Genomic DNA, 13,641 nt, shown 5'->3' with positions numbered 1-13,641 from the left:
CGGCAGTCTACCCGCGCGGGAATCGGGCTGTGTCATGTGAAAAGCGTCACAGTGTCGCCGAATCGATGTCAATTGCGCGGCGCACCGCGCGTTACCGCGATTGCTCTCCGGCCGCCAGCTCCGGCGGCACGACCGCGCGGCGCTGCAACACGGCCGGCGCGGTTTCCTTCAACAGCAGACTGACCACGATACCGAGCAGGACCGCGCACATCGGCAACCACAGAATGTTCTGGATGCCAAAGTGTGCGGCGACATAACCGCCCAGCGCCGGCGCGATGCCGCCGCCGAAGATCTCGCCGACGCCGACCACCACGCCGATGGACGTCGACACGAGGCCGACCGGTGCGGCTTCGGTCGCGACCGGGCCGGACAGCAGCGACACCAGCCCGAGCGTGAAGAACGATGCGACGAACAGCACGCCGAACAGCGCGAGCGGCTGCGGGCCGAGACCACGGAAGAGGTAGAGCATCGCGGCCGTTCCCGCGAAACCGACGATGCTCGCGATGCGGCGGCCGACCAGATCGGAAAGACCCGGCAACCCGAACTGCCCGAGAAAACCGCCGAAGCCGATCGCCGAGACGACGAGGCCCATCTTCTGCGTACCGAGCGCCAGGTAATCGGTCAGGTACAGCGGCAGCAGCGCGCCGAGCACGAAGACGCCCGTCATCGCGCAGCACAGTGCGGCCATCGCGACGAGGATGTTGCGGCTCTTGAGTACATGGCCGAGCGACGCCGGCGCACGTTCCGCGGCGACTTCCTTTACCACCTTCGGCTCGCGAATCACGAAGAACATGATCGCGCCGAGCACCAGGCCGGGCACGGCCACCAGCGCAAAGACCCAGCGCCACGACACGAAGCCGAGCAGCTGCGTGGCGATGATCGGCGACAGCGCGAGACCGAACAACGCGAAACCGCTTTGCTGCAGCCCGAGGTTCAGGCCGCGCCGCCGCGGATGCGACGCATCGGCCGTCGCCGCGAAGCTGGTCGGGCAGAACGAGCCTTCCGCGACGCCCATCAGCCCGCGAATCGCCATCAGGCCGAGCAGCCCGCCCGCGAGCCCCGAGAACCCCGACAGCAGCGAGAACGCGATGATGGCCGGAATCAGCACCTTCCTGCGGCCGATCTTGTCGGAGATGCCGCCCATCAGCGCCGCGAAGATGCCCCACGACAGGCCGAGCACGCCGATGCAGTTGCCGACGTCCTGCGCGGTCAGGTTCAGGTCCTTCATGATCGAAGGAAACAGCGGCGCGATGAGCCAGCGGTCGAGGCCGACCAGCCCGAAACCGAGCGCCAGCAGCGTGACTGCCCTCCACTCGTATGCGGTATCCCACTCGTTTGCTTTCATGTCCGTCTCCGTGGACGCCGGTTCGCCCGCGCGCGCCGCAGCGCCTGCGCGTGGGTCCGGTCCGATGGTTTTTGTGTGCGATGCGAATCGCAATGAAGTGCCGGCTGGCGTCCGGATTCGACGCGTCGAATTCGCCCGGCCGACGTCGCCACGATAGGGGTATGGCCGCGAATCGGGTATGGAACAACCGGCGAACGCGCCATTCGCGAAACGCAAATAATCGGGAACGGCGGGCAGGAAGGACCGGCAGGGAAGCGTCGCGCGCGTCGACGCCGTGTTGAAGCGGCGCTCACGCGCGCCGCATCGGGGAATCCCTCATGGACTTGCAAGCGCCCGGATACAGCACCACCCGGGAACGCGGGAGGGCGCGCGTCTCATCCGGACAGAAAGGCCCTCGCATCGAATGAGAACCAAATTCCCCAATTTGGCATCAGGATAAAACGTCATTTCATATCAGGCCGAATTACCAGCCAACTTTGGATCCTTTTTCCCTTCTGTCCCCCGTATCATTTCCGTCACCATGCAATGAGCAAGAGACGGAAATGAGCGACACCCACCCGCTGCACTACCTCGACTACGCCGCCACGACGCCGGCCGATCCGCGCGTGATCGACGCGATGACGGCCTGCCTCGGCTTCGACGGCATCTTCGGCAACCCCGCGTCGAGCTCGCACGCCGCCGGCCGGCTGGCGAAAGACAAGGTCGAGCACGCACGCGCGCAAGTCGCCGCACTGATCGGCGCGGATGCCGACGAGATCGTCTGGACGTCGGGTGCCACCGAATCGAACAACCTCGCGCTGAAAGGCTATGCGGAAAACGCGGCCGGCAAGCGCCACCTGATCACGAGCCGCATCGAGCACAAGGCCATCCTCGACACGATGGCCAGCCTGGCGAAGCACGGCTCGCAGGTCACGTTCCTGACGCCCACGCGCGACGGCGAGATCACCGCCGACGCGGTGGCGGCCGCCATCGGCCCCGAGACGGGCCTCGTGTCGCTGATGCTCGTGAACAACGAGATCGGCACGCTGACCGACATCGGCGCGATCGCCCGCCTCGTGCACGCCGCGGGCGCGCTGCTCCACGTCGACGCCGCGCAGGCGCTCGGCAAGACGCCGATCGACGTGCGCGCGCTCGGCATCGACATGATGTCGATGTCGGCGCACAAGGTTTACGGGCCCAAGGGTATCGGCGCGCTGTTCGTGCGCCGCGAGATCGCCGATCGCATCGCACCGCAGATTCACGGCGGCGGTCACGAGCGCGGGTTGCGCTCGGGCACGCTCGCGACGCATCAGATCGTCGGCATGGGTGTCGCATGCGCACTCGCCGCCGTCAAGCTCGACGGCGAAACCGCACGGATCGCCGCGCTCGGCGCACGCCTGACCGACGCGCTGCTCGCGCTCGGCGACGTCACGCAGAATGCAGCCGCCGCACGCCGCATCCCGCATACGCTGAGCCTGACCGTGAACGCCCCGGGCTTCTTCCCGTTCATGCTCGGCGAAGCGCTCGCCGTCTCGTCGACCTCCGCGTGCAACTCGACCAGCGGCGCACCGTCGCACGTGCTCACCGCGCTCGGCCTCGATGCGGAAACGGCCGGCCGCACGGTGCGCATCAGCTTCGGCCGCTTCACGACGGAGCAGGACGTCGACTTCGCGATCGCGTGTTTCCGCAAGGCGATCGAGCAGTGCCGCGCGACGGCGGCGAACGGGTTCTCCGCGTCGCGCCAGATCACGCCGGCCGACCTGAAGGCGATCCGCAATGCCGGCTTCCGCTCGGTCATCTGCAACCGGCCCGACGGCGAAGGCGACGATCAGCCGGCGTTCGACGAGATCGCCGCCGCCGCCCGCGAACTGGGCCTCGAGGCACGCTACCTGCCGGTCGAGCGCGACCAGATCGGCGACGCGGAGATCGACGCGTTCGGCGCACTGGTCGACACGCTGCAGAAGCCGGTGCTCGCGTATTGCCGAAGCGGCAGCCGCTCCGGCCTGTTGTGGAATCGCCTGTCCGCGCGACGCACGGCCTGAACCCGCGCACGTCCCCGCTATACCGCGTCACCCGCGTTCACGCACGAAGCCGATGCTGCGTTGCATGACCGCGAGGTGATGCCGGCCGACGCAGCATCAGCCCCCTTCTCCGTCATTCATCGGCGTGTAGATCGCCAGTTTCAGCGCGGGATCGTCGTTCGCCTGAAACGTCGCGTACTCATAGCGCTGCGTGCCGCGTTGCGCATGCACGAGCACCTTCTCGCCGGACACGCCGCTGCGCACGTCGTGTGCGTCCCACCCTTGCGCGAATGCGACGCTGCTCGCATCCGGCGCACGCTTCCGGATTTTCACTACGCCGCCGAAATCTGATAAAGCCGGACGATCCCGCACGCGCGCTACCGAAGATTCGGCGGCCGATGCGATTCTCCATCGCACCGGCCGCCGCGCTGCCTGCTACGTCACTCGTCCTGCTGTTCCTGCTGCGCCTGCACCTGCCGCTGCTGGATGAACTGCCGCACGTCGCTCATCGTCACACGCCCGGTGTGCTTCGCATCGATCTCGTCGAAGTGCTTCGACACGAAACCCAGGCCGCTGCTCTGCGCCTGCGCCTTCGTCACGGCCGCGCCGTTGCTCAGCACGGTATTGCCGCCAAGCCTTGCGTCGACGCGCTGCTGCGCCTGCTGCTGCAGCGCCGCGCCGGTCGACGGCAACACCGGCGCCGCCCGCGTGGCGGGAAAGAACGGGCCGTCGACGCCGCGCCCGCCGTGCGGCAGCTTCACCGGCGCCACCGCTTGCGGCGGCAACGCATAGGCACTGCTCGTCACGGCACCGAGGACGATCAACGGAGACATACGCCGCATCAATTTGATTAGGGACATGATCACTCGCATTCAATGGATGAATAGAGGGTTCCTTTGACAAGGGGTCCGTCGCTCAGGGCGCCGCCGCCAGCGTCGTTCCGGCCGTCGCGCCCGGGACGCTGCCGGTCGGCACGCTCGGCGGATTCTCGTCCGGCCACGGCGGCGGCAGCGTGTGCAGCGTCAGCGCCGTCGGAATCCGCGCGCCCTTGTAGAACGTCTTCAGGTCCCGCTTCATCTCCGGCCGGGCGACGTCGTCCAGGTAGATCATGTGGCCACCCTGGAAAAAGTTCACCTGCAGCTTCGGATTGAGGCCCTTCACCGTCTGCAACCGCGCGAGTTGCTTCTCGGTGTTGAAGAACGGCGTCGCGAGATCGTGATAGCCATTCTCCGCGAGCACGCGAAGCTTCGGGTTCAACTGCAGCGCACCGAGCAGATCGGGGATCGTGTCGGGCATCGGCTGGCCGTCGTGCGAGAAGTCCCATACGCCGATGATGTTGTCGTTCAGCGGCAGGTACGTCGCGTTCGGCGCGGAGTAGCCGAGGTAATCCGGCATCTGCGTCGCGAGCGCGTTCGTGAACGGCTGCGAGATCAGGATGTCGGACGGGTCGCCGTCATTCTGCAGCCGCGGATCGGAATTCGGCAACGACACGCGTCCGTCATACCGGCCGATCGTCGTGCCGGGCAGCAGGCTCGTGCCGAACGGATTCGCGTTGAAGTAGCCGCGCAGCGCCTGTTGCGTGAGGCTCGACGGGATCGACCACAGCCTGAGCGTCGCATCGCTCGGGAACACCGGCGTGCCGAGCGCATCCGGAATGCCGAGCTGGCTCAACACCCACGACTGCGAGTACTTCTGCAGCTGGTTGTAAATCAGCGTCGTGAACAGTTCCGTCTGCAGTGCGTACAACCCCTGGTTCACCGGCGCCGGCGAGACCTGGTTGAAATACGCCGCGACCGCCGCATAGCCCGGCAGGTAACCGGCCACCGTATCGGTTTCGAGCAGCAGCCCTTCCGTCGACTGCGTGATCGCCACCGCTTCCACCGCATCCGCGAAGTAGTTCAGGATGGCTGACTGCAGCACGATGCCCGTCAGGTGCACGCCGGCCGATTCGAGCGCGAGCGCCAGCATGTCGGTACGCGGCGTGCCGTACGATTCGCCGTACAGATAAATCGGCGACGTGCCGCGACTGTTGACGTTCAGGTAGCGCTGGATGAAATCGCGCATGATGTTCACGTCCGCATCGGAACCCCAGTACTTCTGGTTGGTGTTCGGCAACACGGCTTCCGACAGCCCCGTTCCGGGCGGGTCGATGAACACGAGGTCGGTGGTGTCGATCAGGCTCTCGGCATTGTCGACGAGCGGATAGTTCGGCCAGGTGGTGCCGAACCCGGGATCGGGCGTGGCCACCCGTGTCGGCGCGAACGAGCCGAGCCGCAGCCAGATCGACGACGAGCCGGGGCCGCCGTTATAGACGAACGTGACGGGGCGCGGCTTGCCGTTGGTGCTCGGCGCGGTGTACGCGACGTACGACATCGACGCTTCCGCATTGCCGTTCGCATCCTGCGCGGTCAGGTGGCCGGTGGTCGTCGTGTAGTTGACCGTCGTGCCGCCGGATTTCCACTGGTAATGCATGACGGCCGCTTTCTCGGATACCTGCGCCGCGGCGAGACCGTCGGTCGCGTTCATCGAGTAGGCGACGGGGTCGATGTACGGCTGGTTGGCCGCCGGCGCCTGATTGCCGGCCGCTTGCGCGCTGGCCTGCTGGCTCGCCGTGGCCTGCGCGAGGCTCGACGCGCCGACGGACGACGAATCGTCGCCGCCGCAGGCCGCGAGCGCCAGTGTCATGACGGTCACTACGCCCAGCCCGGCCATCCGGCCGTGACGAGCACGGCGGCTGCCGGTACAGCTCCTGTCTGGTTTCATCTCTGTCCTTTGGTTCGGATACCGCTTCACAAAGGCCGCCTTCGCCGACGAGACGCGCAGCAACACCCGCCACTCGCGCAAAAGGCGGTTGGGATCGGACTGCTTCAAGAGACTGAACGTGATACAGACACAGCAAACTGCTGGCGAGAATCGTGCTTGAACCGCCCCCTGCAGTTTGGACTTCTATTCTGATTACCGAAATTTACGACATCGACAAAATAGGCGGTGCTGCGCCGCGTTGTCAAAGATCATTCGGATATTAAAAATCCCGCAATGATGCGAAGGGCGGACAGTGTCTGGCATTTGAAAGAAAACGGAATTATTCGTGCAAGCTGCGCTTTATCGGCAATACCGGGCCGAATATTTTACTTTTCTCGTATAACCCGGAAGCCCGGCCTGCATTGACTCGACGATGACGAAACCTTCAGATCGACAGGATTTTTCTTTCATTTTTATTATCCGTGATCGATTAATACCGCACGGCAACCTTCACCCCTCACGCCGGGATTCGATTCGCTTCAACCTTTCTTCAATCGCCATGCCGATACGTACCGCATCGTCCATAAAATACCGACTCCGTTAATTTCAATTCGATTCGACGGCATTATTTACCCGATATCCGGCCGGCATTTCCGGGCGGATGACGACATGCGGCGTCGCCGCATGTCGTCGGTTGCGGCACGTCGATAGTCGATTATTTCTTGCCGCCCGGGAGCGCGATATCGATCAGCACCGGATCGTGATCCGACGAACGATAGGCGTCCGGCGCGTAGAACGTCTTCTGCTGTTCGGCCGACTTGTACGCGAGCGTGTACTGCAGCGCGAGCGGCTCGTCCGCGTTGATGTGCCATTCGTGCACGGCCTTCACGTGCGAGGCGAGCGGCAGCGTCGCGAGCGCGTGATCGAGATAGCCGGCTTCGCCGTTGTACACGTAGCTGTACGCATTCGCGCCAATCCAGCGCGCGACGAGGTTGCGGTAGCCGCGCGATTCGAGCGCGCGGATCGGGTCCTCGTACGTATAGCTGTTGAAGTCGCCGATCAGCAGCACGCCCTGGCCCGCGACGCCCGTCGGGTTGCCGGCCAGCCAGTCGGCCAGTTTCGTCGCCGCGCGCGTGCGCGTCGGGTTCCAGCAACCCTGGCCGTCGCCCTGGTCGAGATCGTCGTTCGCGGCGTCCGGGCAGTTCTTCGACTTCAGGTGATTGACGGCCACCGTCGGCGTCTGCTTGTTGCCGTCGACCAGGCGGAACGACTGCGCGAGCGGCTGGCGGTTCTTGTCGTCGATTGCAAGCGTCGCCGCGCGGCCGACCGGTTCGACCTTGCGGTTGTCGTAGATCATCGCGACCGCGATCGCATCGCCGCCGAGGCGTGACGAGCCGGGATCGACGACGCGCCAGTGGCTGCCGAGCTTCGCCGCGAGCTGACGCACCGCGCTCAGTTCGCCGTAGCCGTTGTTCTGGATTTCCATCAGCCCGATCACGTCGGCATCGATCGCCTTCAGCGCGCTGACGATCTTCGCTTCCTGACGCTGGAATTCCTGGAACGTCTTCGCGCCGCGGTTGTTCGGATCGTCGAAGCCGCCGCCGAGCCCGTTGCCGTTGAAATAGTTGAGCACGTTGAACGACGCGACGCGCAGGTTCGACTTCGGATCGCGCGCGGGCGCGTTGGTGCGCGGATTCGGACGCGTGTCGAACGCCGGCACGGCCGCGCCGGGCAGCGGCTGCACGCGCCACGCGCCGTAACGCACTTCGAGCACGCCTTCGACGTCGCGCACGGTGTAGCCCGCGCGCAGCGGGTTCGCGGCCGACAGGCCCGGTGCCGGATACGGCACGGTCGCCGGGTTCTGCTTGTTCGAGCCGTCGTCGAGGATCAGGCGGTTGCGTGCGTTCGCATCGATCTGCGTCTGCGCCTGCGCGGGCGGCACGACGCTCGTCGGCGTACGCAAGCGGCCGTTGCTGAGCATCACGCTGCCGTAGCGGCCGAGCTCGTAGTTGTCGGTCACGTTCAGCGTCTGCGGCAGGCGCACGCGCATCCCTTCGTACGCGGCGAACGCGTTCGGGCTGTCGACCGGCAGCGTGAGCGTCGCGGGCGTGACCGTCTGGCCGTTCGCGCACACCGCGATCGCCCCCGACAGCGTCAGTTGCGTCTGGCCGTATTTCTCCTCGACCTTGCCCGTCACGTGCACGAGATCGCCGGCCTTCGCGCGCGCTTTCGGCGCATAGACGAACAGGCCTTCGGACACGCCCGGCTGGTTGCGGCGTTGCGCGTCGGCCTGCTGGACGAAGAAGCCGCCGAAGCCGTCCGTGCCGCCGAAATCGGCGGTGACGACCGCCTCGACCGACACGTTCTGGCCGGCGAGCGGCGACGGTGCGCCCGGCCCCTGGATATCGGCGATCGGCGTCGTGCTGCCGCCGCAGTTCGGGCTGACGGGAGCGGCAAATACCGGCGCGGCAAGCGTCGGAAGCAACAATAGCGGGGCAAACAGGCGGATTGTCGAGCGCATGACGGGGAATCCCGGTTGTGAGGGTGGCGAAAGCTTAGCGGCGCTCAATGACAGTTTTTGGTAATGAAAAGACAGGCAGACGTAATGCCCGTCATCCCGCCGCGACCCCCACCGATCGCATGTTCGGGCCCGGAAATGCGGGGCAATCGGCTGGCAGGAACGCCTCCGTGCTCCGGACGATTGCCCCGCGCCGTCGCCGCCGCATCGCCGCGCTAGGCCGTTCCCGGCAACGCGCTCGATACGAGCACGGCCGCCACCATCAGCACGCCGCCGAGCACGACCGCCTCGATCCGCAACACGGCGCCAAACCGTTTCAACGAGACGGCCGGCATCGCGGCAGCCGGGTCCCGCAGCGCGGCCAACAGCTTCGGCATCCCGAAGAAGCGGTTATGGCCGCCGAGCGCCGCTGCGATCAACACGAGCGAAAGCTTCAGCAGCAGGATCTGCCCGTACGTCGACACGAGCAGGTTGGCCGGCGTATCGACGCCGCGCCCGCCGTTGTACGCGCCGGTCGCGAACAGCACGACCAGCGCATACGTCGACGCATCGGACAGCGACTGCACGAACGATGCGCCCGTCGCGCGTTCACTCGCGGGCATGCCGGCGAGTCGCGGCATCACGCCGAATGCCGTCACGAGCACGAGCCCGACCCACGCGCTGATCGCCAGCAGATGCAGCCAGTCGATCCACACGGGCACGCTGAACAGGCCTGCGTCCACCGGATGCCCGCCGTTGCTGCGCGCAAGCGCGACGCAGGCAAGCGCGGCCCACATCGCGAACGGAAAACGCGTGTCGTTCGCGCGCCTGACGAACGCCAGCAGCACGACGACGAGCATGAACACGGCGCCGGCCAGCCATGCATGACCGAAGCCCGTGCCCGCGAGCATCGCGCGGACGGCCGGCCCCGCCTCGAACAACGGCACTTCGCTCATCAACGCGCAGTGCGCCCAGAACGCGGTGACGCTCGCGAGCAGCGACACGGCGGACGCGATCCGCAGCGTCGCGACGAGCCGTCGCCCGATCCCGTGCTGCCATGCCGACGCGCCAAGCGCGAGCCAGCGGCCGCCGAGCAGCGCACCGACGACGACGGCGAACCCCGCATTCTGGATCGCTACCGCCACGAGCCGCAGCAGGCCGACGATACCGTCGTTCATCCTTTCACCCGGAACGTATAGGTGCCCTTCGTGCGATGCGCGTCGGCGGTCATCGCCACCCATTGCACCGTGTATGCGCCGGGCGCGAGCCTCGGCATCGCGACCGTCATCACGCGCGGGTTCGACGCATCGACCTTCGCCTTGTCCTGCGTGACGGCATTGCCGTTCGCGTCCGACACCTTCACCGAGCTGAATGCCGGTTCGAGGTCTTCGTTGAACGCGAGCCGCACGGTGTCGGGCGCCACGTCGACCGTGCTGCCCGTCGCCGGTGCGGCGCTTTCCAGCTTGCCGTGCGCCGAGGCCGCGACAGGCGCGGCCGCGAGGATCGCGCCAGCCGCGGCAAAGCCGGCCAGCCGCTTGAGCATCGTGATCGTCATGTTCGCGCTCCGCGTCACGGCTTCTTCAGTTCAACGACGGTCAGCGCGCCGCCCACCTCTTCGGCGACGAAGTCGATCTTGTCGCCGGCCTTGACCTGGGACAGCATCGCCGGGTCCTTCACCTTGAACACCATCGTCATCGCCTCCATCCCGAGGTTCTCGAGCGGGCCGTGCTTGATCGTCAGCTTGCCCGCGGCCGCATCGACCTTGCGAACTTCGCCGTGCGACATGCGCTGCGCCGCGTCGGCGCCCTGCTTCGCGCCGCCGCTCATGTCCATGCCGGCCATGTCGCCGGCCGCGTACGACGCGGCGGAAAACGCCAGCGCGCAACCCGTTGCCATCAAAACCAGTCCCTTCTTCATCGTGTCGACTCCCGTGTGAGTGAATGGAAACCGGCGGCCGCATACGCACGGCCGCCGCATGCTGCTGCTCAACCGTCCGGCAATTCGCCGGTGTATGCGTAGGCGACGGTGCCCTTCGGATGCCGGAACCAGCCCGGATCGCGATAGTCGGTGCGGCCGAGCCCCTGCCGCACCTTGCAGACCGTGAACATGCCGCCCATCTCCAGCGGCCCGAACGGGCCCGTGCCCGTCATCATCGGCAGCGTGTTGTCGGGCAACGGCATTTCCATCCCGCCCATCGCGCCGCCCGTGCTGCCCATCGCCATGTAGTCGGGCACGAGCTTGCCGATACGCTGCGCGAGATCCTTCTGCGGCACGCCGATCAGGTTCGGCACCTGGTGGCCCATCGCATTCATCGTGTGGTGCGACTTGTGGCAGTGGAACGCCCAGTCGCCCGGACGATCGGCGGTGAACTCGATCGCGCGCATCTGCCCCACCGCGACGTCGGCCGTCACTTCGGGCCAGCGCGCGGCCGGTGGAATCCAGCCGCCGTCGGTGCCGGCCACTTCGAAGCTGTAACCGTGCAGGTGGATCGGATGGTTCGTCATCGTCAGGTTGCCGAAACGAATCCGCACGCGGTCGCCGGCGCGCACCGGCAACGGATCGATGCCCGGGAACACGCGGGAATTGAAAGTCCACATGTTGAAGTCGGTCATCTCGTTCACGCGCGGCGTGTAGCTGCCCGGGTCGATGTCGTACGCGGCGAGCAGGAACACGAAATCCCGATCGACCGGCATCGTGCCGCGATCCTTCGGGTGCACGATGAACATGCCCATCATCCCCATCGCCATCTGCACCATCTCGTCGGCGTGCGGGTGATACATGAAGGTGCCGTGCGCTTCGAGCTGGAACTCGTAGACGAAGGTCTTGCCGGGCGGGATGTGCGGCTGCGTGAGGCCGCCGACGCCGTCCATCCCGTTCGGCAGCCGTAGCCCGTGCCAGTGGATCGTCGTATGCTCGGGCAGCCGGTTGGTCACGAAGATGCGCACCTTGTCGCCTTCGACGGCCTCGATCGTCGGGCCCGGCGACTGGCCGTTGTAGCCCCACAGGTTCGCGTTCATGCCGGGCGCCATCTCGCGCACGACGGGCTCGGCCGTCAGGTGGAACTCCTTCCAGCCGTTCTTCATCCGCCACGGCAGCGACCAGCCGTTCAGCGTCGCGACGGGTGTGTACGGGCGGCCGTTCGGCGGCACGAGCGGCGGCTGCGTGCCGGTCTTCGCCATCGTGGGCGCTTCGGGCAGCGACGCGGCGCCGGCCTTGCTGACCATCGCCGCACCGAGCAGCGCGGCGCCCGAGCCGCTGAGAAATTGTCGACGGGACACCATGTCAACGACCTTCCGGATGCGTTTGCGTCGCGGGCGCCGGTGGCGCCGCGGGAGTGGAGACCGGCTGCGCGGCAGCGTCGGCCCTGGGCGTGGTTTCGGGTGCCGGTTCGGCGGCATTCGCCGCGCGCGGCGCAGCGCCTGACGACGGCAAGCGACCGCCGACGGCCATCTGCAGATCGGTTTCGGCGAGCCAGTAGTCCTTCAGCGCATCGATGTAGCCGTTGACCGCGCCGACCTGCTCGCGCGCGTCGGCCAGCAGCTCGAACACGCTCGCGAGCATCCCGTTGTAGCGCAGCAGCAGTTCGTCGGAGATCGTCTTGCGCAGCGGCACGACTTCGTCGCGATAGTGGGTCGCGACGTCGTAGCTCGTCACGTACGCCGCGTACGATTCGCGCACTTCGGAGCGCGCGTCGATCGCCGTTTTCGCGAGCCGGTTCGCCGACTGCATGTAGAGGGCCTCGGCGCGCGCGACCTTCGCGCCGCCCCAGTCGAACAGCGGAATCTCGACGCTGATCTCGTAGCCGTGCTCGTGGCCCTTGCCGGTTTCGTAGTTGTTCACGTAGCCGAGATCGACCGCGTTGACGAAGCGTGTCGCCTTGCTCAGGCCGAGCGACGACGCGACGCCCTGCGTCTGCAGCTTCGCGGCCTGGATGTCGAAGCGGTTGCTCATCGCGAAGCGTTCGAGATCGGGCAGGTTCGGGCGCGCTTTCGGCAGGTCGGGCAAGCGCTCGGGCAGCGCGTACCGCGTGCGCTCACCCCACAGCCCCATCGCGCGCGTGAGCTTCTCGCGTGCGGCCAGCGCCTGCTGGCGCGCCTTCGCGTGCAGCGCGACCGCGTCCGCCTGGAACGCCTGTTCGCGCGCGTAATCGAGGCGGCTGAAGTTGCCGGCCTGCCGCATGCGTTGCGCGAGTTCGGCGGCCGCGCTCGCGGCGTCGCGCACCTGCTGCGCATAGTTCGCGGCCTGCCCGGCGGCGACGGCTTCCACGTAGGCGCGGCGCGCGTCGGCCGCCACCTTCAGCATCGCATCGGCCGTTTCGAGCCTGGTCTGCTCGAAGCGGCGGCGTTCGATGTTCGTCGCGAGCGGCATCGTCAGCAGTGCGAACACGTTCGCCGACAACGTGCGACCGAGCGTCAGTTCGCCGTCGCCGGCGCGCGTGCGGCTGAATGCGAAGCGCGGGTTCGGCAACCGGCCGGCCTGCACGAGGTCGGCCTCCGACAGTCCGAGTTCGGCGTACGACGCCTGCAGGCCGCGGTTGTTCAGCAGCGCGACCTGCACCGCATCGTCCATCGACAGCGGCCTGGCCAGCAGTTCCTGCGTCCGCCTGTCGACGGCCTCGCGGTCGGCATCGGTCCTGACGACCACCGCGTCTTTCCCGATGCGTTCCGATGCGGCGGACGACACGGCGTCGAAACCGCCATCCTTCGAAAACGTCGTACAGCCCGCAAGGAACGCCAGCGCGACCGCGGCCGCACCGATCCTCGGCGATATCGCCAGGTTCGTCATCGCGCGGCCCCTCCGTGCGTCGCATGCGCGCCGCCGTTGCGCGCCGCATTGCCGGGCTTCGCGGGCCGCTCCGTCACGTCCCGGTTCAGTTGTTTCCAGCCGGGGCCTTCGTCGTCGCGATACGGCCGGTAGCCGTCGAACGCGGACGTCACGGTGACGTCCGGCACCGACGCGGCGGCGTCCGCCGGATCGGGCAACGGGGTTTGCGCAGGCGCGAGCGACGGCATGAAGGCCGCCGCGCTCAACAGCGCCGCAGTGATCAGTCGCATGAA

The 13,641-nt window shown here is 66.9% G+C and carries 12 protein-coding genes; 1 reads left to right on the top strand and 11 read right to left on the bottom strand.

Annotated features, from left to right (window positions below):
- Positions 1 to 91 precede the first annotated feature (91 nt).
- Positions 92 to 1,345, bottom strand: a complete 1,254-nt coding sequence (locus HWX00_RS07970; protein WP_034188470.1) for an MFS transporter — start codon at positions 1,343 to 1,345, stop codon at positions 92 to 94.
- Positions 1,346 to 1,887: 542 nt separating this feature from the next.
- On the opposite strand from HWX00_RS07970, the gene HWX00_RS07965 reads away from it, so the two are divergent.
- A complete protein-coding gene (locus tag HWX00_RS07965; protein ID WP_175027079.1) occupies positions 1,888 to 3,366 on the top strand; it encodes an aminotransferase class V-fold PLP-dependent enzyme in 1,479 nt (492 codons plus the stop codon).
- Between the two features lie 96 nt (positions 3,367 to 3,462).
- Here HWX00_RS07965 and HWX00_RS07960 read toward each other — a convergent pair whose 3' ends face one another.
- The 10 genes from HWX00_RS07960 to HWX00_RS07915 form a co-directional block, all read right to left on the bottom strand.
- The gene (locus HWX00_RS07960) at positions 3,463 to 3,762 is read right to left on the bottom strand and encodes an MmyB family transcriptional regulator (protein WP_226103872.1); all 300 of its coding nucleotides are present in this window, start codon (positions 3,760 to 3,762) and stop codon (positions 3,463 to 3,465) included.
- Between the two features lie 23 nt (positions 3,763 to 3,785).
- Positions 3,786 to 4,217 (bottom strand): hypothetical protein, encoded by a 432-nt coding sequence (locus HWX00_RS07955; protein WP_049033869.1) that lies wholly within the window; start codon positions 4,215 to 4,217, stop codon positions 3,786 to 3,788.
- Positions 4,218 to 4,260: 43 nt separating this feature from the next.
- On the bottom strand, positions 4,261 to 6,108 hold the full coding sequence (locus HWX00_RS07950) for a S10 family serine carboxypeptidase-like protein (RefSeq protein WP_069704439.1): 1,848 nt from the start codon (positions 6,106 to 6,108) through the stop codon (positions 4,261 to 4,263).
- A gap of 694 nt (positions 6,109 to 6,802) precedes the next feature.
- Entirely contained in the window at positions 6,803 to 8,608 is a 1,806-nt protein-coding gene (locus HWX00_RS07945; RefSeq protein ID WP_175027078.1) for an ExeM/NucH family extracellular endonuclease, read from the bottom strand.
- Positions 8,609 to 8,820: 212 nt separating this feature from the next.
- Positions 8,821 to 9,762, bottom strand: coding sequence for a CopD family protein (locus HWX00_RS07940; RefSeq protein WP_175027077.1), 942 nt, complete (start codon positions 9,760 to 9,762; stop codon positions 8,821 to 8,823).
- Positions 9,759 to 10,139: a copper homeostasis periplasmic binding protein CopC gene (gene copC / locus HWX00_RS07935; RefSeq protein ID WP_034188608.1), complete on the bottom strand. Its 381-nt coding sequence runs from the start codon at positions 10,137 to 10,139 to the stop codon at positions 9,759 to 9,761. The genes HWX00_RS07940 and copC overlap by 4 nt, the downstream gene beginning before the upstream one ends.
- A 14-nt stretch (positions 10,140 to 10,153) precedes the next feature.
- Entirely contained in the window at positions 10,154 to 10,501 is a 348-nt protein-coding gene (locus HWX00_RS07930; protein ID WP_069704436.1) for a copper-binding protein, read from the bottom strand.
- A 68-nt stretch (positions 10,502 to 10,569) separates the two neighbouring features.
- Positions 10,570 to 11,865: a multicopper oxidase family protein gene (locus tag HWX00_RS07925; RefSeq protein ID WP_059559871.1), complete on the bottom strand. Its 1,296-nt coding sequence runs from the start codon at positions 11,863 to 11,865 to the stop codon at positions 10,570 to 10,572.
- Between the two features lies 1 nt (position 11,866).
- Entirely contained in the window at positions 11,867 to 13,369 is a 1,503-nt protein-coding gene (locus HWX00_RS07920) for a TolC family protein (protein ID WP_175027076.1), read from the bottom strand.
- Positions 13,366 to 13,638, bottom strand: a complete 273-nt coding sequence (locus HWX00_RS07915) for a hypothetical protein (protein ID WP_059559876.1) — start codon at positions 13,636 to 13,638, stop codon at positions 13,366 to 13,368. Before HWX00_RS07915 ends, HWX00_RS07920 begins: the two co-directional genes overlap by 4 nt.
- Positions 13,639 to 13,641: the final 3 nt, after the last annotated feature.

It is taken from the genome of Burkholderia seminalis DSM 23518, assembly GCF_902832885.1.
GTDB lineage: Bacteria > Pseudomonadota > Gammaproteobacteria > Burkholderiales > Burkholderiaceae > Burkholderia > Burkholderia seminalis.
Note: the sequence above shows the minus strand (reverse complement) of the source record. Positions and strands in the feature narration are given on the sequence as shown.

Coding starts and splice junctions, on each gene's coding strand:
- HWX00_RS07970 (WP_034188470.1), bottom strand. CDS start 1,345: ATGAAAGCAAACGAGTGGGATACCGCATACGAGTGGAGGGCAGTCACG.
- HWX00_RS07965 (WP_175027079.1), top strand. CDS start 1,888: ATGAGCGACACCCACCCGCTGCACTACCTCGACTACGCCGCCACGACG.
- HWX00_RS07955 (WP_049033869.1), bottom strand. CDS start 4,217: ATGCGAGTGATCATGTCCCTAATCAAATTGATGCGGCGTATGTCTCCG.
- HWX00_RS07950 (WP_069704439.1), bottom strand. CDS start 6,108: ATGAAACCAGACAGGAGCTGTACCGGCAGCCGCCGTGCTCGTCACGGC.
- HWX00_RS07945 (WP_175027078.1), bottom strand. CDS start 8,608: ATGCGCTCGACAATCCGCCTGTTTGCCCCGCTATTGTTGCTTCCGACG.
- HWX00_RS07940 (WP_175027077.1), bottom strand. CDS start 9,762: ATGAACGACGGTATCGTCGGCCTGCTGCGGCTCGTGGCGGTAGCGATC.
- copC (WP_034188608.1), bottom strand. CDS start 10,139: ATGACGATCACGATGCTCAAGCGGCTGGCCGGCTTTGCCGCGGCTGGC.
- HWX00_RS07930 (WP_069704436.1), bottom strand. CDS start 10,501: ATGAAGAAGGGACTGGTTTTGATGGCAACGGGTTGCGCGCTGGCGTTT.
- HWX00_RS07925 (WP_059559871.1), bottom strand. CDS start 11,865: ATGGTGTCCCGTCGACAATTTCTCAGCGGCTCGGGCGCCGCGCTGCTC.
- HWX00_RS07920 (WP_175027076.1), bottom strand. CDS start 13,369: ATGACGAACCTGGCGATATCGCCGAGGATCGGTGCGGCCGCGGTCGCG.
- HWX00_RS07915 (WP_059559876.1), bottom strand. CDS start 13,638: ATGCGACTGATCACTGCGGCGCTGTTGAGCGCGGCGGCCTTCATGCCG.